23 protein-coding genes are annotated in these 20338 nt (G+C 67.5%); 12 read left to right on the top strand and 11 right to left on the bottom strand.

Annotation, left to right across the window (positions count from 1 at the left end; all coding sequences use genetic code 11):
• Positions 1–21: 21 nt before the first annotated feature.
• Together AC4EEV_RS10905 and AC4EEV_RS10900 are read left to right on the top strand one after the other, a co-directional pair.
• Complete coding sequence (locus tag AC4EEV_RS10905) at positions 22–612, top strand: hypothetical protein (RefSeq protein WP_026264905.1); 591 nt, start codon at positions 22–24, stop codon at positions 610–612.
• Positions 613–712: 100 nt separating this feature from the next.
• Positions 713–1066 carry a hypothetical protein gene (locus tag AC4EEV_RS10900; RefSeq protein ID WP_018762877.1) on the top strand — a complete coding sequence of 118 codons (354 nt, stop codon included), beginning with the start codon at positions 713–715 and terminating at the stop codon, positions 1064–1066.
• Between the two features lie 19 nt (positions 1067–1085).
• Here AC4EEV_RS10900 and AC4EEV_RS10895 read toward each other — a convergent pair whose 3' ends face one another.
• Entirely contained in the window at positions 1086–1631 is a 546-nt protein-coding gene (locus AC4EEV_RS10895; RefSeq protein ID WP_109044817.1) for a CGNR zinc finger domain-containing protein, read from the bottom strand.
• A 71-nt stretch (positions 1632–1702) separates the two neighbouring features.
• Here AC4EEV_RS10895 and AC4EEV_RS10890 point away from each other — a divergent pair, with 71 nt between their 5' ends.
• Positions 1703–2737, top strand: coding sequence for an EamA family transporter (locus AC4EEV_RS10890; RefSeq protein ID WP_133832385.1), 1035 nt, complete (start codon positions 1703–1705; stop codon positions 2735–2737).
• 98 nt (positions 2738–2835) lie between these two features.
• On the opposite strand, the gene AC4EEV_RS10885 is transcribed toward AC4EEV_RS10890, so the two are convergent.
• Positions 2836–3102 carry a WXG100 family type VII secretion target gene (locus AC4EEV_RS10885; protein WP_018762880.1) on the bottom strand — a complete coding sequence of 89 codons (267 nt, stop codon included), beginning with the start codon at positions 3100–3102 and terminating at the stop codon, positions 2836–2838.
• Positions 3103–3316: 214 nt separating this feature from the next.
• On the opposite strand from AC4EEV_RS10885, the gene AC4EEV_RS10880 reads away from it, so the two are divergent.
• Complete coding sequence (locus tag AC4EEV_RS10880; protein WP_018762881.1) at positions 3317–3589, top strand: DUF2277 domain-containing protein; 273 nt, start codon at positions 3317–3319, stop codon at positions 3587–3589.
• 3 nt (positions 3590–3592) lie between these two features.
• Here AC4EEV_RS10880 and AC4EEV_RS10875 read toward each other — a convergent pair whose 3' ends face one another.
• From AC4EEV_RS10875 to AC4EEV_RS10850, 6 genes are all read right to left on the bottom strand, one after another.
• Positions 3593–5860 (bottom strand): heavy metal translocating P-type ATPase, encoded by a 2268-nt coding sequence (locus AC4EEV_RS10875; protein WP_491328938.1) that lies wholly within the window; start codon positions 5858–5860, stop codon positions 3593–3595.
• A gap of 28 nt (positions 5861–5888) precedes the next feature.
• Positions 5889–6128, bottom strand: a complete 240-nt coding sequence (locus AC4EEV_RS10870) for a heavy-metal-associated domain-containing protein (RefSeq protein WP_018762883.1) — start codon at positions 6126–6128, stop codon at positions 5889–5891.
• A 49-nt stretch (positions 6129–6177) separates the two neighbouring features.
• Positions 6178–6537, bottom strand: coding sequence for a metal-sensitive transcriptional regulator (locus AC4EEV_RS10865; protein WP_018762884.1), 360 nt, complete (start codon positions 6535–6537; stop codon positions 6178–6180).
• 299 nt (positions 6538–6836) lie between these two features.
• Complete coding sequence (locus AC4EEV_RS10860) at positions 6837–7349, bottom strand: universal stress protein (protein WP_026264907.1); 513 nt, start codon at positions 7347–7349, stop codon at positions 6837–6839.
• Between the two features lie 94 nt (positions 7350–7443).
• Positions 7444–8208 (bottom strand): class F sortase, encoded by a 765-nt coding sequence (locus tag AC4EEV_RS10855; RefSeq protein ID WP_018762886.1) that lies wholly within the window; start codon positions 8206–8208, stop codon positions 7444–7446.
• Between the two features lie 102 nt (positions 8209–8310).
• Positions 8311–9075, bottom strand: coding sequence for a hypothetical protein (locus tag AC4EEV_RS10850; protein ID WP_285318985.1), 765 nt, complete (start codon positions 9073–9075; stop codon positions 8311–8313).
• Between the two features lie 276 nt (positions 9076–9351).
• Here AC4EEV_RS10850 and AC4EEV_RS10845 point away from each other — a divergent pair, with 276 nt between their 5' ends.
• From AC4EEV_RS10845 to AC4EEV_RS10835, 3 genes are read left to right on the top strand one after another with little or no spacing between them, the layout of a single operon-like run.
• Positions 9352–9552, top strand: a complete 201-nt coding sequence (locus AC4EEV_RS10845; RefSeq protein WP_018762888.1) for a hypothetical protein — start codon at positions 9352–9354, stop codon at positions 9550–9552.
• 51 nt (positions 9553–9603) lie between these two features.
• Positions 9604–10710 carry a WD40/YVTN/BNR-like repeat-containing protein gene (locus AC4EEV_RS10840; protein ID WP_491328937.1) on the top strand — a complete coding sequence of 369 codons (1107 nt, stop codon included), beginning with the start codon at positions 9604–9606 and terminating at the stop codon, positions 10708–10710.
• Positions 10703–10990: a MoaD/ThiS family protein gene (locus AC4EEV_RS10835; protein ID WP_026264908.1), complete on the top strand. Its 288-nt coding sequence runs from the start codon at positions 10703–10705 to the stop codon at positions 10988–10990. The genes AC4EEV_RS10840 and AC4EEV_RS10835 overlap by 8 nt, the downstream gene beginning before the upstream one ends.
• A 70-nt stretch (positions 10991–11060) precedes the next feature.
• On the opposite strand, the gene AC4EEV_RS10830 is transcribed toward AC4EEV_RS10835, so the two are convergent.
• Entirely contained in the window at positions 11061–11297 is a 237-nt protein-coding gene (locus AC4EEV_RS10830) for a hypothetical protein (protein ID WP_018762891.1), read from the bottom strand.
• A 123-nt stretch (positions 11298–11420) separates the two neighbouring features.
• The gene (locus tag AC4EEV_RS10825) at positions 11421–12647 is read right to left on the bottom strand and encodes a pyridoxal phosphate-dependent aminotransferase (RefSeq protein WP_109044813.1); all 1227 of its coding nucleotides are present in this window, start codon (positions 12645–12647) and stop codon (positions 11421–11423) included.
• A 155-nt stretch (positions 12648–12802) separates the two neighbouring features.
• On the opposite strand from AC4EEV_RS10825, the gene AC4EEV_RS10820 reads away from it, so the two are divergent.
• Positions 12803–13726: an AEC family transporter gene (locus AC4EEV_RS10820; RefSeq protein WP_018762893.1), complete on the top strand. Its 924-nt coding sequence runs from the start codon at positions 12803–12805 to the stop codon at positions 13724–13726.
• Between the two features lie 50 nt (positions 13727–13776).
• Positions 13777–14865 carry an ATP-dependent DNA ligase gene (locus AC4EEV_RS10815; protein ID WP_491328936.1) on the top strand — a complete coding sequence of 363 codons (1089 nt, stop codon included), beginning with the start codon at positions 13777–13779 and terminating at the stop codon, positions 14863–14865.
• 106 nt (positions 14866–14971) lie between these two features.
• Here AC4EEV_RS10815 and AC4EEV_RS10810 read toward each other — a convergent pair whose 3' ends face one another.
• Entirely contained in the window at positions 14972–16291 is a 1320-nt protein-coding gene (locus AC4EEV_RS10810) for an MFS transporter (protein WP_018762895.1), read from the bottom strand.
• A gap of 229 nt (positions 16292–16520) precedes the next feature.
• Between AC4EEV_RS10810 and AC4EEV_RS10805 the strand changes: the two genes are divergently transcribed.
• The 3 genes from AC4EEV_RS10805 (at position 16521) to AC4EEV_RS10795 (ending at position 20319) form a co-directional block, all read left to right on the top strand.
• Positions 16521–17396, top strand: coding sequence for an IclR family transcriptional regulator (locus AC4EEV_RS10805; protein WP_206073891.1), 876 nt, complete (start codon positions 16521–16523; stop codon positions 17394–17396).
• Positions 17397–17560: 164 nt separating this feature from the next.
• Positions 17561–18442 (top strand): shikimate dehydrogenase, encoded by an 882-nt coding sequence (locus tag AC4EEV_RS10800; RefSeq protein ID WP_026264911.1) that lies wholly within the window; start codon positions 17561–17563, stop codon positions 18440–18442.
• Positions 18442–20319 (top strand): bifunctional sugar phosphate isomerase/epimerase/4-hydroxyphenylpyruvate dioxygenase family protein, encoded by a 1878-nt coding sequence (locus AC4EEV_RS10795; RefSeq protein ID WP_491328935.1) that lies wholly within the window; start codon positions 18442–18444, stop codon positions 20317–20319. The genes AC4EEV_RS10800 and AC4EEV_RS10795 overlap by 1 nt, the downstream gene beginning before the upstream one ends.
• Positions 20320–20338: the final 19 nt, after the last annotated feature.

Genomic DNA, 20338 nt, shown 5'->3' with positions numbered 1-20338 from the left:
TGCCCCCACTAAACTGGACCGGTGACGCAACCATCGACTCCCGCGGGCGCAGTTCCCGGAACCTCACCCCGCCCTGAACTCTGGAAGCCAATCCTGCTCCGTTCCGTGGTGGCGCTGGTGTTCGGCGCCGTAACGGTCTTCTGGACCTCCCCCTCCGTTGAGGTCATGGGCTGGGCGGGAGGACTCTACCTGCTGGCCGCCGGCGTCGTGTCCCTGCAAGCCATCCCGGCCGCCGGGTTTGCCCGGAACTCGGCTCCCGGCAAGCTGCTGTCCGCAGCGGGGTCGGCGCTTGCCGGCGCCGGTGTGGCGGTGATCCTGCTGCACAGCGACCTGCTGTTTGGTGTCATTGCCGCCTTGGGTCTCGGCGTGGCCGGGGTTCTTGAGCTGGCGTGCGGCCTGCGGCATCGGGGGCGGCACGTCCTGGCACGGGACTGGATCGCATCCGGGGCGATCGGGATTGGCACGGCAGTGCTGCTGCCGTTCTTCATCAACCTTGGTGCCCATGCGCTGCTGGGCGTGGCCGGCGGTGGCGCGATTATTTCGGGTGTGCTGTGGGTGCTTTCCGGCCTGACGCTGCGCCACGATGCCCGCGCCGGTGCCGTCAAGCCGTAAACTAGGAAGAGCGCCCTTCTACTAGTTGTAGAAATTTTGGTGCTACACCGCAATTCGTGAAACCAGGCCGGCCGCGTGCCGCCTGCAGGGAGGAACCACAGTGGCTGACCAGCATCCAGGAAAACCGCGCAAGCTGCGGACCTCGGTGAAGGGGCCGCTGATGTTCTCGGCGTTCTGGGCCGTCGTCGCTTTCGTTGCCGTGCTGATCTTTGCTTCCGGCGGCAGTGCGCGCGCGCCCCGCTTCGATCTCGCCTTCACCGCAGCCGGCATCGCCTTCATCGTCACCCTGGTGGTGGCCGCCATGTTGTCCATGAGCTACAAGGAAAACGCCGAACACCTCGGCAAGGGATCCGGCGTGAACCTCAGTTCCGCGCCCAAGCCCGGCCATGGTTTCGGTACGCCCACCAGCCAGGACCCCGAGGACGACACGGGCGGCACCCGGCACCAGGGATAGGAACGCTGCGGCGGAACGCCTAACCCGCCGCTGCCTGCCTGGCACGGTAGGCGGCAACGTGTGCACGGTTGGCGCAGTTGCCGGTATCGCAGTACCGCTTGGAGCGGTTCCGGCTCAGGTCCAGGACGGCAGCATCGCAGTCCTCCGATTCGCATGTCCGCAGGCGGTCCATTTCCTTGCTGCGGATCACATCCGCCAGGGCCATGGCCGCCTCGGTGCTCATCCTGTCCGCCAGCGGGGCCTCGGGAGCCGTGGCATGCAGGTGCCAGTCCCAACCGTCGTGCTTCATCAGCTGCGGGAGGGCGTTGGCGTCCCGCAACAGCCGGTTGACGGTGTCCACGGCGGCGTCCTCGCCCGCTGTCCACACCCCTGCCAGTAAGCCCCGCAACTGCCGGACGCTCTGCAATTCCGCGGCGTCCCGTGTCCTCGCCCCGGAAAAGCCCTCAGCCGCCAGGAAGCTGTCCAGGTCCCCGACCGAGGCCAACCCTTCCCTGCCATTCGCGGCCGTATTGATGAGGTTCACCACCGTGCGGAGGGCCACCTCCGTGTCAGGGGCGAAAACCATGTTGACTCCTTACAGTGCGGAAGCGTACTGTCATGACCATTACCCCACTTTACTCCTGACAGGAGGCGACGGTGCCTGCCGCCACGAACCACACTCACCCCCAAGCGCCCTTCAGGCGGCCCGGCTTCCTCGCCTCCGGGCTTGGCATCGCGCTTTTTTCCTCCGCTGTCTTCGGCCTGTCCGGGTCCTTTGCCAAAGCGCTCCTCGAAACAGGCTGGTCCCCCGGGGCGGCCGTCACCGCCCGGCTGACGGGCGCCGCGCTGATCCTTGCCCTGCCGGCAGTCTCCGCGCTGAAGGGCCGCTGGCACCAGTTGCGGGACAACTGGCTCACCATTGGGCTGTTCGGGCTGATCGGGGTTGCGGCCTGCCAGCTGTTCTACTTCAACGCCGTGGCCCGGCTGTCCGTCGGGGTTGCGCTGCTGCTCGAATACCTTGCCCCGGTGATCATCGTCCTATGGCTCTGGGCCGCAAGCCGGCGGCGCCCCCGGGTGCTGACCTCCGTCGGGACGCTGCTCTCCCTGGCCGGGCTGATACTGGTCCTTGACCTCACCGGCGCCGTCAAGGTTGATCTGGCAGGCGTCCTGTGGGGCATGGCGGCCGCCGTCTGCCTGGCCATCTACTTCTTCATCACCGCAAAGGAAAACGACACCCTGCCGCCCATCGTCCTGGCCTCGGGCGGACTCCTGGTGGGTGCAGCCGTCATGTGGCTGGCGGGTGCCACGGGCGTGCTCCCCATGGCATTCAGCACGGCGGACACCCGCCTGGGCCCCTGGACCATGCCATGGTGGGGGCCGCTGGCGGGTTTGGTGGTGCTGGCCACTGTCCTGGCCTACACCTCAGGCATCATGGCGGCCCGGGCCCTGGGCTCCAAGGTGGCATCTTTCGTGTCGCTGACCGAGGTGCTGTTCGCCGTCGTCTGGGCGTGGCTGCTGCTGGGCGAGCTGCCGGGCGCCATCCAGCTGCTGGGCGGCGTGCTGATCGTCGGCGGCGTCATCCTGGTGCGGCTCGACGAGCTCCGCGCCGCGGCCGCGGACGGGGAAGCGCCCGGGGCTCCCATGCCGGCGTCGGCCCTGGAGCACGCGAACGACGTCGAACCCGTGCCGTAGCCGCTGCCGTCCAGGGGAACCCATGCCTTAAAGGACAACGGCCCGGGCACCTTGCGGTGCCCGGGCCGTCCGGGCGGCACATCGTGCCGCCCAAGGCATTAGCCGTTCGAGGCCTGGCTCTGCTGCTCAGCATTGCGCTTGGCCTTGCTGCCGGCCTCTTTCAAGGCCTCGGCAACCTTGGTCAGCAGCGTGGAGTGCTGGCCATCCCATTCGCTCTTGAACTTGTCCGCGTCCGGGCCCTTCCAGTCGGTCCCGTGCAGAAGTTTGGTAAGTGTGGATTTCTGCGTCTCGATCTCGGACGCCCCTGCCTGAAGCTTGCTGCCGAGCTGGCGAAGCTGCTCAACGTCTGCACCCCAAATAGCCATCAGTTTCTCCTTGTTAGAACGTGGATCCGAACCTGGTCGGCATCCCCAGCGGCCCCCCGGCTCATCCGGAAGATCCATTGCCTAAAACCTACCCCGGTCCGTAAAACGGTGTCGATGGGCAGCCCTGCCCATGCAGGCCTCCCCATGGCGCCGTGGCTGGATCCGGTAAAAAAAGGGGTCGATCCCAGGCGTTCGAAGAGCCTAGCATGGCGGTATGTGCCGGAATATCCGAACCCTTCACAACTTTGAACCGCACGCCACGTCGGAGGAAGTCCATGCTGCCGCATTGCAGTATGTCCGCAAGATCAGCGGCAGCACCAAACCGTCCAAGGTCAACCAGGAAGCCTTTGACGATGCGGTGCACGAGATTGCGCACATCACGCAGCACCTGCTTGACGCCCTGGTGACGCAGGCGCCGCCGAAGGACCGTGAGGCCGAAGCGGCCAAGGCCAGGGCGCGCGCGTCCGTGCGGTACGGTACCGCCTGAGGTTCACTGCCCCGGTTTTCCGAAGCTGCGCAACCGCAGCGAGTTGGCAACCACCAGGACGGAGCTGGCGGCCATCGCGGCTCCGGCAACCATAGGGTTGAGCAGGCCGAAGGCCGCCACCGGGATGCCCACCGCGTTGTAGAAGAATGCCCAGAACAGGTTGGCCTTGATGGTGGCCAGGGTCTTCCGGGACAGCTCGATGGCCTGCGCCACTTGGGCCAGGTCGCTGCCCATGACGGTCAGGTCGGCGGCCTCGATGGCAACGTCGGTTCCGGACCCCATGGCAATCCCCAGATCCGCCTGCGCCAGGGCGGCGGCGTCATTTACGCCGTCGCCGGCCATGGCCACCGTGGCACCGCCGGCCTGGAGTTTGCGCACCGCTTCGACCTTTCCTTCGGGCAGGACGCCGGCGTGGACATCGTCCGCGGCGATGCCGACGGCGGCGGCCACCCGGGCGGCGACCGCGGCATTGTCCCCGGTCAGCAGGATGGGCCGCAGGCCCAGCGCCTTCAACCGGGCGACGGCGGCCGCGGAACCTTCCTTGACGGTGTCCCGGAGGCTGATGATTCCGGCCGGCATGCCGTCCACCGCGACGCAAACAGCCGTGGCACCGCTTTCCTCGGCGGCCATCAGGTTTACCTGCTGGGCGGGGTCCAGGATGATGCCGTTCTGCTCCAGCCAGCCGCTGCGCCCCGCCAACACAAACCTGCCCTGCACGGTTCCGGATACCCCGCCGCCCGGGGCGGAACTGAACCCTTGCACCGGCGGCAGGCCGTCGTCGTCCGTTGTGCCTGCAGGATCCAGGGCGGAAGCCGCGGCCGCAACGGCCCGGCCCACCGGGTGCTCGGAGGCGGCCTCGACGGCGCCGGCGAGCCGGAGGATTCCACCCCGGGTGAACCCGGGGAATGCCAGCACGGCGTCTACGGCCAAGGCGCCGGTGGTGACCGTGCCGGTCTTGTCCAGCAGGATGGTGTCCACGGTGCGGGTATCCTCCAGGACCTGCGGGCCCTTGATCAACAGGCCCAGCTGCGCTCCGCGGCCGCTGCCCGCCAGCAGGCCGACCGGGGTGGCCAGGCCCAGGGCGCACGGGCAGGCAATCACCAGCACGGCGACGGCCGCCGTGAAGGCCTGTCGAAGGTGGCCGCCGTCCGCGTCCGGGCCGGCGAGCAGGAGCCACAACACGAACGTGAGGGCGGCAATGGCCAGGACCACCGGAACGAAGACGGCGCTGATGCGGTCCGCGAGGCGGGCAATAGGTGCCTTGCCGGTCTGGGCCTGGGATACCAGGCGGGCCATCTGGGCCAGGGTGGTCTGAGACCCCACCCGGGTTGCCCGGACCAGCAGACGCCCGGAAGTGTTGATGGTGGCGCCGGTTACGCGGCTGTCCGGGGCCACCTCCACGGGAACGGACTCGCCCGTGACCAGCGACGTGTCCACGGCGGAATCGCCCTCGATGACCACACCGTCGGTGGCGATCTTCTCGCCCGGGCGGACCACCAGGACGTCGCCCACCTGCAGGTGGTCCGCGGGGATCTGCTGTTCGCGTCCGCCGCGCAGGACCGTGGCGTCCTTGGCGCCCAGGTTCAGCAGGGCCTGGAGCGCGTCGCCGGCCTTGTGCTTGGCGTTGGCCTCCAAGTAGCGGCCGAGGAGCAGGAAGGTGGTGACCACGGACGCCACCTCGAAGTACAGGCCGCCGGACATGGCCTCCATGCCCGGGTGCTCCGTCATGCCGGGGTCGGCCACCAGCTGCCAGGCCGAGAAAAGGTAGGCGGCGGCGACGCCGAGCGACACCAGAGTGTCCATGGTGGATGCCAGATGCCTGGCGTTGACTGCGGCCGCGCGGTGGAAGGGCCACGCCGCCCAGGTAACCACGGGAAGCGACAGCAGGGCCGCCGCCCAGCCCCAGTTGGGGAACTGGAACGCCGGGACCATGCTCACCAGGAAGACCGGAACGGTCAGGACGGCGGCGAGGATGAGGCGGGGGCGAAGCTGGGCGGCGGCGTGTTCGACGCTGCGTTCCGCCGTGCGCGGCACGCGGACGCTCGCTGTGTACCCTGCGGCGTTGACCGTGTCCACCAGCTGCTCGTCGGTGATGCCGTCCGGGGCCGTCACGTAGGCCTGCTCCAGCGGGAGGTTGACCGCGGCTGCCACGCCGTCGAGCTTGCCGAGTTTCTTTTCCACCCGGTTGACGCAGGAGGCGCACGTCATCCCCTGGATGTCCAGTTCCACCACGCGGGTGCCCGGCGGGTGCAGCAGTTCTTGGTGGCTCATGTCCGCTTTCCGGTATGGGAGGGGTTTTTCAGGCCTCGTTGGCGACCATCAGGTAGCCGGCCTCAGCCACGGCCTCCCCGAGGTCCTGGGGCGAGAGGCCGCCGCTGGACGTGATGGTCACGGTGGAGATGCCGCCGGCGTTGAGGTCCACCTTCACGGCTTGGACCCCGTCCAGGGCTTCGATTTCTTCGCTGACCGCGGATACGCAGTGGCCGCAGGTCATGCCCGAGACACTGATGGTGGTGATGGCGGGGGAGGTGGTGCTCATGGCGTGCTCCTTCTTTCTGGCCGGCGGTAGCCGGGGTGGGGTTCTGTGGTCAGCGAAGCAGGCGGCCGATGGCGTCGGCGGCTTCCTTCACCTTGGCGTCGATCGCCTCGGCGCGCGCGGCGGGGTCCGGTTCCGAGGCAGCGCCCACCACGCAATGGCCGATGTGTTCCTCGACCAGGCCCAGGCTGACGGCATGCAGGGCCTTGGTGACGGCGGAAACCTGGGTCAGGATGTCGATGCAGTACTTGTCTTCATCCACCATGCGGGCGATGCCCCGGACCTGGCCTTCGATGCGCTTCAGGCGCCGAAGGTAGGCCTCCTTGTTCCCCGTGTACCCGTGCTGGGGCGTTTCATCGCCTGCCGGGCGGGCAGTATCCACCGCCGCGGCAGCTTCTTCGGTAGGGTTCATGTACCCAAAACTATACCCCGTGGGGGTATCTGGCAAGTACCCCGTGGGGGTATTACTCCCCGAAGGGATTCCTGCGTGGCCGGCTGCTGAAAGGGCACAAAAAAGCTCCGGAGTGCGTTATTGGGGGATACGCACTCCGGAGCAGCATTTGGGCAGTTTCCCGCTTTCCACTTCCGCGGAACCGGCCTGCTTGAATCAGCTTACTGGCTGGTAGGGCACCGCGCCAGCTACGCGAATAACTACTTTCGCTTTACTTTAGGCGGTCACCCGGCGGGCTGTTTGCCTTTGGAATCCGCGGGTCACGGTACGTCCTCATGGGCTGGCATCCGATAGGGGACCACCAGGACGGGGCGGCTCTGGTGATGGCTGAGCCACGTGCCCGCCGAGCCGCTGAGGGCCTCCGAAAGGCGGTGCGAAAAGCCGCGCTCGGAGGTTCCCACGATGATCATCGGGGCGTCCAGTTCGGCGGCGAGCTGCCCCAGGGCGCGGGCCGGATCCCCGGCAAGCGTGCGGAGCGACCACTCCGGCGCGCCGCCGCCGGACGCCGCTTTGTCCACGGCAGCACGGATCAGGGCCTTCAGTTCGGTTGCAACGCCGCGGATGTCGCTGTCGTCGTCCGGGTGCAGGGAGAGGCGGTGGGCGGATCGGGCAGGGTCCCACTCGACCAGGTAGCTGGCCTCATCCACGTAAGCGCATACCAGGGGCGCGGCCAGTCGGGCTGAAAGGTTGGCGGCGGTCTGGAGGACCTCGGGGTGCTGTCCGGGCGTAACGCCCACCAGCAGCGGTGCACCGTCAGCGTATTCCCACGTCATGCTGCCCATTGTCCGCCCGCGGGGTCCGGCGTCAACAGGTACCTTCGGCCTGTCGCATGGAGCCGTTCGCCCTGCGCTGTTGCCGGTTTCGGCGCTAGGCCGCTGCCGGGTAGGCAGTGACCACAACATTCTTGCCCCACGGATCTTCCGTGTAGCAACTGATCAGGACCAGCCGGTTGGGCACCATGTCCCAGACCGGGCTGTCCTTCAGGGTGGACTTCACGTAGGTGGTGACACTGTCCACCTTGTAGGTGATGGTGCCGGCAGCGGTTTCCACCTCAAAGCGGTCGCCCACGGCCGCCGTTGAACTGAGGTGGTTGAAGGGGGCGTCCGCGCCCTCCCAGCTGTGGCCGATCACGTAGGTGGTGTTGCCGGAGCCTTTGCCCGGGACTCCGAACGGTGTCAGCCAGTAGCCGTCCTTGGTGGCAGGCGGCTCGATGGTCCGGCTGGACTGGGCGGCGCCATCGAGGTCCAGGGGATGGATGGCCACATCGAAGTCAGCGGAGGGGTAGCGGATGTGGACGGGTTGCGCCGCAGCCGGAAGCTGGGGTCCTGCCGGGGCCGCCGAGCCCGGGATTGCGGCCGGTGACGCCTGGACAGGGGCGGACGTGGCATCCGGCGTGCCTGTTGACGCCATCGGGGCGGCCGCACTGCCGGACGGAACGGCGCCTGGCGTCATGGGGACCGTGACCGCGGAGCCGGTGTGGGACGCCGCGTGTCCTTGGGGGAACAACGGACTGCCAAAGGTGAACGACAGGAAGGCCACCACGCCGCAGGAGAGGATGGCCAGGTCGCCCCGGTTCACGCGCCGCCACGGCCGCCTGGCCCGGGCAGCATGCCGGCTCCGTTCCTGTGGCATGGCACTCCTCCTGCGTTGTTCGGTGGTGGAAGGAAGGCGTCCTGCCGGGCACTGGCAGGACGCCTTCCTTGTCGCGGGGCCGCTGCGAGCGGCCTGTCCCGGCTAGCCGGCGCTGTTCACGGAGCGGGACCGGCGGCGTACTGCCACCGCAGCTCCTGCGGCCGCCAGTGCCCCCACGCCGGCAAGCCATGCCGGGCCGCCGTCCCGGGCGTCAACCGCCGTCTGGGCGTTGAAGCCCTGGTTGGTTCCCACGCTGACGGGGGCTGCCACCGGAGCGGCCTGGGCTGCGGCCTGCGGGGACGCGGCAACCTGCTGGGCGGCAGCGGGCTGGGCCGGCGCGGCCGCAGCGACGACCGGGGCCGGCGGGTTGACCACCGGAGCCGCGGCCGGCGGCTGCACCACGGGCTGAGCGACGACGACGGGCGGATCGACGGCCGGCGGTGTGACCACGGGGGGATCGACGACGACCGGCGGTGTCACCACCGGTGGGGTCACCGCCGGGGGATCGACGACGACCGGCGGTGTCACGACCGGCGGTGTCACGACTGGCGGGGTCACCACGGGAGGATCGACGACGACGGGAGGATCGATGACCTCGCCCGGGGGCAGCGGCGCGCAATTGGCGACGTAGAGGATCTTTCCTGCGTTGGTCCAGTTCTTTCCCTGTGGAAGTTTGGGCGTTGGCGGGATGATGTCTTGTGCATGCTGGTCGTGACCGCCAATCCCGTTGACGTTGAACGACAACGGCGTCAGGCCGCCGCTTCCCTGATGGCAGACCACCACCTGGTCGGAGGCCGCCATGGCGGGTGCTGTGACGCTGAGCAGGCCCAGCCCCATCACCCCCAGTGTGGCTAAGGTGCGTTTCATGTTTTCTCCCCATATATATGTGTGAAACGGACCATGGTGGGGAAAGGCAGCGGTGGCGCCAATGGCCCCAGCAGCACGGTCAGCTTGCGTGAGTTTTCAGGCTAGGGGCGCCCCCGAAGGCAGTCGCGAGTAGCGGCTACTCGTCTTTTCTGCGGCCGGGGCGGCCAGGTTACTTGCGGGTACCCTAAAAGCCGCACGGCCCACCTGCTTCCGCTGCAAAGCCTTGTCCGCCACCTGCGCCCCGCCTAACGTTTTAAGTGACGCAGGGAGGTGAACATGGAAATCTTCATGTGGTGGCTGGACCTGGACCTTGCAAGCAAAGAGTGGCTCCGGGAAAACCTCTATGCGGAGGAGTTGCCGCTTCCGGTACTCCAGGGCATTGCGGAGGCCGGCGGACCCCACCCCGGTAATCCGGCGGCCGTCCTTAACGCCGCCGACTGGGACTTTATCCAGACCCAATCGGAGTTCGTGGACTGAACGCCTGCGGGACCTTGGAAACCATTGCGCGCTGATCCCTCGGGTGGTTGCATGGTGCGCATGGCAACGGCGCAAACATTCCTCCTGGCGATCGGCACTAAAAAGGGACTCTGGCTGGCCACAAGCCAGGACCGGCAGGAGTGGTCTTTCACCGGGCCCCATTTCCTGATGGCAGAAATCCCCAGCATCGGGATCGACACCAGGGAGGGCCGCACCAGGATCATGGTGGGAGTCAGCAGCCCGCACTGGGGTCCCACGGTGGCGCACTCCGATGACCTCGGCGCCACCTGGACCGAGCCGGAGCACGGGGCCATCAGGTTCCCGGAGGACACGGGCGCGGCCTTGGAGCGCGTCTGGCAGATCTATCCGGACGCGGAGTCACGCCCCGGTGTGGTGTGGGCAGGAGCCGAACCCATCTCGGTGTGGAAGTCCACGGACGGCGGCGAGCACTTCGAGCTGAACCGGGGTTTGTGGGACCACCCCCACCGCAGCGAATGGGGAGCCGGCTATGGCGGGGCGGCGGCGCACTCGATCGTGGTCCACCCCGGAGGGGACACCGTCCACGTGGCCATGAGCACCGGCGGCGTTTACCGCTCGCTCGACGGTGGCACGTCGTGGGAAGCGCGCAACAAGGGAATCTCCGCGTACTTCATGCCGGATCCCAACCCCGAGTTTGGCCAGTGCGTGCACAAGATCGCGGCGGACGCGGTGGTGGACGGGCGCCTCTACGCGCAAAACCATCACGGGGTCTACCGGACGGACAACAATGCCGAGAGCTGGGACTCCATCGCCGAGGGCCTGCCGGCCGATTTCGGCTTCGTCATGCTGGCCCACCCGCGCAGGGCGGGGACGGCATGGGTGGTTCCGCTGAAGGCCGACGGCGAACGCATCCCGCCCGGGGGCCAGCTCGCCGTGCACCGGACGGACGATGCCGGGGACACCTGGACGAGGCTCGATGCCGGCCTGCCGGACAAGGAATACAACAGCGTGCTCCGGGATGCGGCGTCGGTGGACACGGCCGAGCCGGCAGGGGTGTACTTCGGCACCCGGGGAGGGGCCGTTTACGCGAGTGCGGATGAGGGCGGAACGTTCACGGAAGTGGCCACCCACCTGCCGGACGTCCTGTGCGTGCGGGCGGCAGTGGTGGCCGGTGCCTGACATTTCGTTGGTGCTTCCCAGCGTCCTGCAGCCCTTGGCCGGCGGGCAGTCCGTGCTGACTGCACCCGCCGACGGGCCGGTGACGGTGGGAAAACTCCTTGACTCGGTGGCCGCCGACTACGCCATCCTGGGCCGGCGGCTCCGCGACGAAACCGGCGCGCTGCGGCGGTTCGTCAACATCTACGTGGGTGGCGACGAGGTGCGGCGGCAGCAGGGCCTGGACACTGAAGTCGCGCCGGGCCAGGAGGTCCTGGTGATCCAGTCGGTGGCGGGCGGCTGAACGGCAGTGCCCGGTCGGCCTGGCGGCGGGCAGTCCTGACTGACTGCGCCCGCCGCCAAACGTCCGGTGCCTAGGCCACGCGCCACACGCTGCATTCGTCCGTATTGATGGCTTTCCGGACCCCCGTGATCCGGTCCAGGATCCAGACCACGCCGATCCCGGGGGCGGTTTCCTGGACACTGCCGCGGCGGATCACCACGTCGTCGTAGGAGGGCCCCACCGAGAGGCGGGCTTCGATTTCGTCACCGCGGTGGAGCTGGTCCAGTGCGCGGACTCTGGTTACATGCGTGGTCGCCTTCTTCAACATCGCGGGGCCTCCTGGCTGGAGCTGGTGCCGGCTCTTGCCTGCGTTAACCAGTGTGGGCGCGGATTGTTGCGTGCCGGTTTCCTCGCGGTTAGGGCGCGGTTAGTTCTTCGCGCCGCGGCGGTTTCATGCCGCTGTTCCGCCCCGGTAGGCGGCCAGGAAGCTGGATATCCGGCGGACCGCTTCCTCGATGTCCAGCACCGAGGGGAGGATCACGAAGCGGAAGTGGTCCGGTGCGGGCCAGTTGAAGGCCGAGCCGTGGGAGACCAGGATCTTTTGGTCCCGGAGCAGGTCCAGGACGAACTGTTCGTCGCTCTTAATGGGGTAGAGCTCCGGATCCAGGCGGGGAAAGAGGTACATGGCGCCCGACGCCGGCACGCAGGTGACGCCGGGGATGGCCGTGAGCAGCTTGTGGGCGAGGTCGCGCTGTTCCCGCAGCCGGCCGCCCGGCTTCACCAGGGCCTCGATGCTCTGGTAGCCGCCCAGGCAGGTCTGGATGGCGTGTTGGGCGGGTACGTTGGCGCACAGGCGCAGCGACGCGAGCAGTTCCAGGGCTTCGCGGTACCCGGCGGTAGCGGCCAGCGGCCCGGTGACGGCCACCCAGCCGGCCCGGTAGCCGGGCATCCGGTAGGCCTTGGACAGCCCGCTGAACGTCAGGCAGCAGATGTCCTCGGCAACCGCCGCGGTATGGATGTGCTGGGCATCCGCGTACAGCACTTTTTCGTAGATCTCGTCAGAGAACAGGACCAGGTTGTGCTTCCGGGCCAATGCCGCGAACTGCTCCAGGATGTGGCGCGGGTAGACGGCGCCGGTGGGGTTGTTCGGGTTGATGATCACGATGCCCTTGGTGCGGGCAGTGATCTTCGCTTCCACATCGGCCATGTCCGGCCACCAGCTCTCCGCTTCGTCGCAGAGGTAGTGCACCGGCTTGCCGCCGGTCAGGGTCACGGCGGCCGTCCACAGCGGATAATCCGGTGCCGGGACCAGGATTTCGTCGCCGTTTTCCAGGAACGCCTGCAGGCACATGTTGATCAGTTCGCTGACGCCGTTGCCGATCACGATGTCCTCGACGCCGATGTTCATCAGGCCCCGGGTCTGGTAGTACTGCGAGATGGCGGTCCGCGCCGTGAAGATACCCTTGGAATCGCTGTAGCCCTGGGCGCCGCGGAGGTGGTGGATCATGTCCACCACCACGGACTCCGGCGCTTCCAGCCCGAAAGGTGCGGTGTCCCCAAGGTTCATCTTGAGGATCCGGTGGCCCTCGGCCTCCATGTTCTTGGCCGCCTGCAGGATCGGTCCCCGGAGTTCGTACCGGACGTTCTGGAGTTTGCTGGAATGTTGCATGGCGCGCATGGTTGATTTTTTCACACCCGCCGGTCCGCGGCGTGCGGCAGCCCACGTCGTGGACGCCTGCCGACCGAAGGCCACTTGTTCGATAAGTTGGATACTTGTAGTCCCACTCGTCCCAAACCGGGCAGCAGGCGCGGGACCGGAAGGAAGTACCTCCTATGGGCGGAGTGCTCATCGGCCTCGCCGTGATCGGCGTCGTCATCGCCGTGGGCTACCTTGCTGCGCGCTGCGGCCTGGGCGACGAACCCACCATCATGGCACTGACCCGGACCGCCTTCTTTATCACCAACCCGGTGCTGCTCTTCACGGTGGTGTTGAAATCGGATCTGTCAGTGGTCTTCTCCGCCTACGTACCGCTGGCCGTGATCACGGCCGCCGCCACCGCGTTGCTGTATGTGGCAGCCAGCCGGATCTGGTTTCCGCGGCCGCTTGCGGAGACGGCCGTCGGCGCGATGGCGGGGTCCTATGTCAACGCCAACAACATTGGCATCCCCATCACGCTCTACGCCTTGGGGGACGCCACACCTGTGGCCCCCGTGCTCCTGGTCCAGCTGCTCCTGTTCGCCCCGCTGGTCCTCACCCTGCTGGACCTCTCCGCCGCGGGACGGTTCTCTCCCCGGCTGATGCTCACCCAGCCCTTCCGGAACCCCATGATCATCGCCTCGCTCCTGGGCGTGGTCCTGGCCGCGTTGCACGTGGAGCTCCCGGCCCCGGTGATGGCCCCGCTGACGCTCCTGGGCGGGGCGGCCGTCCCGGTGGTGCTGCTGGCATTCGGGATGTCCCTGCGCGGAACCACCATGCTTCGAAGTGCCGGCCACACCCCCGAAATCCTTACTGCCACGGCACTGAAGTCCGCGGTGATGCCCGTGGTGGCCTTCGTCGTCGGACGCTTTCTGTTCAACCTTGACCATCACATGCTCCTGGGCGTGGTGCTCATGGCGGCGCTTCCTTCGGCGCAGAACGTGTTCCTGTTTGCCAGCAAGTACGGCCGGGGCGTGGCCGTGGCACGGGAAACCATCCTGCTGTCCACTGCCGCCGCGGCGCCGGTGCTGGTGCTGATCGTCTGGCTTTTGGCCGCCTGAAACCGTGCCGCCCTACCGTCGAGGGGTGCGGCCGGGCAAGAATGGGCGCTATGGAACTTCCCGTGATGCCGCCCGTCCCGCCCATGCTCGCCAAGGCCGTCAGCGGCATCGATGGCATTCCAGGCAGTGGGGACCTCAGCTACGAGCCCAAATGGGACGGCTTCCGGTCCATCATCTTCAGGGATGGGGACGACCTGGAGATCGGCAGCCGCAATGAGAAACCCATGACCCGGTACTTCCCGGAACTGGTGGCCGCCCTGAAGGAGAACCTGCCGCCCCGCTGCGTGGTGGACGGCGAGATCATCCTGGTGGGCGCCTCCGGAGACCGGCTCGATTTCGATACCCTGCAGCAGCGCATCCACCCCGCCGCCAGCCGGGTGAAGCTGCTGGCCCAGCAGACACCTGCCTCCTTCGTGGCGTTCGACCTCCTGGCCCTGGGTGATGACGACTACACCGGCCGGCCGTTCTCGGAGCGGCGGGCAGCCCTGGAGAAGGCGCTCGCGGGCAGCAGCGCGCCCGTCCACCTGACGGCAGCCACTACGGACAAGGACACCGCCGCGCAGTGGTTTGAGCAGTTCGAGGGGGCGGGCCTGGACGGTATCGTGGCCAAGCGGCTGGAGGGCCGCTACGAACCTGACAAGCGCGTGATGTTCAAGGTCAAGCACGAACGGACCGCTGACTGCGTGGTGGCCGGCTACCGGCTCCACAAGAGCGGGCCCGACGCCATCGGTTCCCTGCTGCTGGGCTTGTACAAGGACGACGGCGGCCTGGCCAGCGTGGGCGTGATCGGCGCCTTCCCGATGAAGCGGCGCAAGGAATTGTTCGACGAGCTCCAGCCGCTGGTGACGGACTTCGACCACCACCCGTGGGCCTGGGCCAAGCAGGAGGAGGGTGAGCGGACGCCGCGGAACGCCGAGGGCAGCCGCTGGAGCGCCGGCAAGGACCTGTCCTTCATTCCCCTGCGGCCCGAGCTCGTGGTGGAAGTCCGCTACGACCACATGGAGGGCGAGAGGTTCCGGCACACCGCGCAGTTCAATCGCTGGCGCCCGGACCGGGACCCGGAATCCTGTACCTACGCCCAGCTCGAGGAGCCGGTGAACTTCGACCTCGCTTCGGTGCTGGAGACCGGCCGGCCGTAGCAGACTGCTGCGGAAGCAGCCCACCATTATCAAAGGAAAGCCCGCCATTTGGGGGAATGGCGGGCTTTCCGGCTCTAAAACCGGGCTGGTGTGACGCTTTCGGCGCCTATTTCACGCCCAGCAGCCTGGTGGGGGTGCGGAAGGACTCCCTGGCAGTCAGGGCCGAGACGGCGGCGATGGCGCAGATGATGCCGGTGAAGACGGAGATCTGAACCCAGCCGCCGGGCTGGATGCCGCCCATGGCCGCAACGATGGCGGGGGCGAAGCCTGCCATCAGGAAGCCGAGCTGCGTGCCGATGGCCAGGCCGGAGAAGCGGACTTTGGTGCTGAACATCTCGGCGTAGAAGGATGGCCAGACGGCGTTGGCTGCCGCGTAGCCTCCGGAGAAGTAGCCAATGGCGGCCAGGAACATCAAGGGGATGCTGCCGGACTCCAGGCTGAGCAGGAACACCGGGGTGAGGATTGCGCTGGCCACGGCGCCGTAGATGAAGACGGGCTTGCGGCCGATCTTGTCCGCCAGCATCCCGAAGAGCGGCTGCGTGCCCAGGGCCACCAGGTTTGCACCCACCACGAGCCACAGGGTGGTAGTGCCGTCGACGCCGGCCACGGTCTTGGCGTAGCTGATGGCAAGTGTGCCGAACACTGTGGACACGGCGGCGATGAACGCGCAGCAGATGACGCGGAGGACGTCGCGCCAGTGGCCCTTGAGCAGGTCGGCGACGGGCAGCTTGGCGATCTGGGCGGTCTTGCGGGCTTCTTCGAAGGCGGGCGGTTCGTGCAGGGTGCGCCGGATCAGGAACGCCACAACCACCACAACGGCACTGAGCCAGAACGGGATGCGCCAGCCGATGCCGAACTTGATCTCGTCCGGCAGGGCCAGGACAGGGATAAAGACGAGTGCGGCGAGGATTTGGCCGCCTTGGGTGCCGGTAAGGGTCCATGAGGTAAAGAAGGAGCGGCGGTTGTCCGGGGCGTGCTCGAGCGTCATGGAGGAGGCGCCGGCTTGCTCGCCTGCGGCCGAAAGGCCCTGGCAGAGGCGGGCCAGCACCAGAAGGACGGGAGCCCACCAGCCGACGGTCTTGAAGTCCGGCAGGCAGCCGATCACGAAGGTGGAGGCGCCCATCAGCAACAGCGTAAACATCAGTACCTTGCGGCGGCCCACGCGGTCGCCGAAGTGGCCCAGGATGATGGCGCCCACCGGCCGGGCCACGTAGGCGAAGCCGAACGTCGCAAAGGACATGATCGCGGCATTCGTGTCGGCGTCCGGGAAGAAGACCTTGGGAAAGATCAGTGCGGCTGCGGAGCCGAAGATGAAGAAGTCGTAATACTCGACGGCGCTGCCGAGGAAGCTGGCAAGGGCTGCCTTCTTGGGCGTCCCGCCGGAGGTGAGGGCACCCGCCCCGGCGGACGGAAGTGTCTGGCTCATGGTGTTCCTTTGGTGTGACGACATTGTCGCGGATGGATCTGGTGGTCGCAGCCGCCGCTGCCTGGGTGCGGGCGGCGCGAGCGGCTGGAGTCCGGAAAGACCCGGCAATTCGTAGCCACATGGTGAGAGCTACTTTTGCGATACAGAAACTATGACTGTGAGCGCAGTCACTTGTCAAGAAAATACTCACGATCTAGAAATAGCTCTCACATTGTGGCAACATCGAGACATGAGTGTGAACCAAGCCACAGTGGCCGACGACGAATCCACTGTTCCCGGCCCGACTGTCCCCGACCAAGCGCCCGTCAATGCCCTGCCTCCCGAACCCAAGGCCGCCACCAAGGCGGCCGAGCGCCCGGACATGGTGGGCAAGGCCCTCAGCCTGCTGGTCCTCCTGGGGGATGAACCCCGCGGTGCAAGCGCCGCCGAAATCTCGCGGCGCGCGGAGCTGCCGTTCAGCACTACGTACAGGCTGCTGGGGTCGCTGGCGCGCGACGGTTTCGTTGATTATGAGCCGGAGGGCCGCCGCTACCATCTTGGCTTGCGGATCTTCCAGCTCGGCCAGCGGGTCTCCAACCATCACGGCTTCGCCGGCACCGCCCTGCCCATCCTGCGGCGGGTGACCGAGCGGACGGGGGAGGCCACCATCCTCAGTGTCCGCGACGGCCTCCACCACCTGACGGTCAGCAAGGTGGACGGCCCGCAGATCTTCCGGGTCACCAGCGACCCCGGCCACCTGGGCTCACTCTCCACCACGGCCGTGGGGAAGGCCCTGGTGGCTTTCGCCGACGATGCGGAACGCGAGCGGCTGCTCTTGGAGCTTCCGCTGGAAGCCCTCACCGAACGTTCCATCACGGACCGCGATGCCTTCCGCAGGGAAATCGACGAAGTGCGCCGCCGGGGCTACGCCGTCATGGACGAGGAGAATGAGGCCGGCATGCGCGCCGTGGCCGTCCCGCTGCTCAACAGCCAAGGGCACGCCTTCGCCTCATTGGCCACGGCAGTCCCCGTGTTCCGCCTCAGCCTTGAAGAGCTGGAGGCGCACGTTCCCGTCCTGCAGGAGGCGGCCGCAGAGCTGGCTGACCGCCTGCCCCAGCGCGGCTGACCGCCTCGAGCCGCGCCACCCAACCCTGCAAGCCATCAAAATGTTCGTATATCGAACTAGGGTGCGCAAGGTGAACAACTGCTGTACTGTAATCCCTGTCACCGGACAAGCCGCTCCCCGCGTGGAGGCAGCTCTCCGGTGCCGTTACCAAAGGAGCTGCACGGATGAGTCATCGAACTGAGTCCTACCTCGTGGGACTGGTCGGAGACGGCGTCACGCCATCCCTCACCCCTCCCATGCATGAACGCGAAGGGGACGTGCAGGGCCTGCGCTACCTCTACCGGCCCATTGACCTCCTCGATCTGGGCTTGTCCGGCGAATCCGTCGGCACCATCCTGCAGAGCGCACGCACCCTGGGCTTCAACGGCCTGAACATCACCCACCCGTGCAAGCAGCTCGTCCTGGAACACCTGGATGAGGTCTCCCCGGACGCCCGCCGCCTGGGTGCCGTCAACACCGTGGTCATCCGGGACGGCCGCTTCATCGGGCACAACACCGATTTCTCCGGTTTCGCCGCCGCCCTGGCATCCGGCCTCCCCGGAGCCCGCCTGGACCGCGTCGTGCAGCTGGGCGCCGGCGGCGCCGGATCCGCCGTCGCCTATGCCCTGCTCACCGCCGGCGTGCGGACCCTTGACCTCGTGGACATGGACCCGGCCCGGGCAGCTGCCCGGGCCGCCGAGCTGCAGGGCTTCTTCCCGGACAGCACCATCACGTCAGGCACGCCGGCGGACCTGCCGCGGCTGATGCCGCTGGCCGACGGGCTGGTGCACTGCACCCCCGTGGGAATGGCCGCCCACCCAGGCCTCCCGCTGGACCTGGGCCTGCTGGAGCAACGCCACTGGGTGGCGGACATCGTCTACCGTCCCATCGAGACCGAACTGGTCCGTGGGGCCCGCGCCAAGGGCTGCGAGGTCCTGGACGGCGGCCGGATGGCCGTGGGACAGGCAGCGGATGCCTTCCGGATCTTCACCGGCCAGGACGCGGACCCGGACCGGATGCGGGCACACTTCCTGGAGCTTGTAGCCGCCGAGGAGGTGGCGGCCTGATGCGTACGGGAATCGCCACGGTCTGCCTGTCCGGGACGCTGAAGGAAAAGATGCAGGCCTGCGCGATTGCCGGGTTCGACGGCATCGAGATTTTTGAGCAGGACCTGGTCACGTCGCCCCTCAGCCCGGAGGACGTGCGGAAAATGGCGGCCGACCTTGGCCTCGGCCTGGACCTCTACCAGCCGTTCCGGGACTTCGACGGCGTCACCCCGGACCTGCTCAAGGCCAACCTCCGGCGCGCCGAGGCGAAGTTCAAGCTCATGTCCCGCCTGGGCATGGACACCATCCTGGTGTGCTCCAACGTTGCCACGGCCACCATCGACGACGACGGCCTGCGTGCCGAACAGCTCGCCGAGTTGGCACAGCTGGCTGGGGACCACGGCGTCAAGGTGGCGTACGAGGCACTCGCCTGGGGCAAGTACGTCAACGACTACGAGCACGCCTTCCGGCTGGTGGAGACCGTGGACCACCCCAACCTGGGGACCTGCCTGGACTCCTTCCACATCCTTTCCCGGGACTGGGACACCTCCCACATCGAAGCCTTCAACCCGGACAAGATCTTTTTCGTCCAGGTGGCGGACGCCCCCAAACTCTCCATGGACGTGCTGTCCTGGAGCCGCCACTACCGGGTCTTCCCCGGCGAAGGCCAGTTCGAGCTGGCAAAGTTCATGGGCCACGTGGTCCGTGCCGGGTACACCGGCCCGGTTTCCCTGGAGGTCTTCAACGACGTCTTCCGGCAGTCCGACGTGGACCGCACAGCCATCGATGCCATGCGGTCACTCATCTGGCTGGAGGAACAGAGCGCCAAGTGGCTCGCGGACGCCCCCGCGGCCGGCACCGAAGGCGCACCAAGCAACGGAGCCGCGCCCCGCCGTCGTTATCCCATGGAACTGGCCACCCTGCCCAAGGTCAACGAACCGGCCGGGTTCAACTTCGCCGAGGTCAAGGCGGACGATACCGCGCAGCTGGAGAAGCTCCTGGGCCAGCTCGGCTTCGCGTTCGAGGGGCGGCACCGCACCAAGGACGTCCAGCTCTGGAGCATGGGCCAGGCCCGCGTGATCATCAATGAACAGGCGGCCTCGCACGCCGAACCCGCCATCGCCGCGCTGGGGTTCGACGTCGATTCCCCCGTGATTGCCTCGGCCCGGGCCCAGCAGCTCAAGGCCCCCGTGGTGGCCCGCAAGGTCCAGGCGGACGAGGAAGTCTTCCAGGGCATCGCCGCCCCGGACTCCACCGAAATCTTCCTCTGCCAGGGCAGCCCGGACGGCACCGCCGCCTGGACCCACGAGTTCGGCGAAGGCCTCGAACACCCCTCCGCGGGAGCCCGGGCCGTGATTGACCACGTCAACCTCGCCCAGCCGTGGCAGCACTTCGACGAGGCTGTCCTCTTCTATACCAGCGCCCTGGCCTTGGAGCCCCAGCCGTTCGCCGAGGTGCCCAGCCCCAGCGGCCTGGTGCGCTCGCAGGTCATGCAGACCTCCAACGGAGCGGTGCGGCTGGTGCTCAACCTCGCCCCGGTGCAGCAGGCGCACGGCCAGAAAACGTACCAGGAACACATCGCCTTCGCCGTGGACGACCTCGTGGCCACGGCCCGCGCCGCGCGCGACAAGGGCCTCGAGTTCCTGCAGATCCCCGCCAACTACTACGAGGACCTGGACGCCCGGTTCGACCTTGAACCCGGATTCCTGGCCACGCTGCAGGAACTCAACCTGCTCTTCGACCGGGACGCGGACGGGGAATTCCTGCATTTCTACACCGCCACCGTGGGCAGCGTGTTCTTCGAAATGGTGGAACGCCGCGGCAGCTACGACGGTTACGGCGCCCCCAACGCCCCGGTGCGCCACGCGGTTCAGTACGACTCACTGCACCGCACGTGAGCCAACCCAGACCACAGAC

Source organism: Pseudarthrobacter sp. MOO14, assembly GCF_058267675.1.
This window is presented reverse-complemented; position numbering and strand designations above follow the sequence as displayed.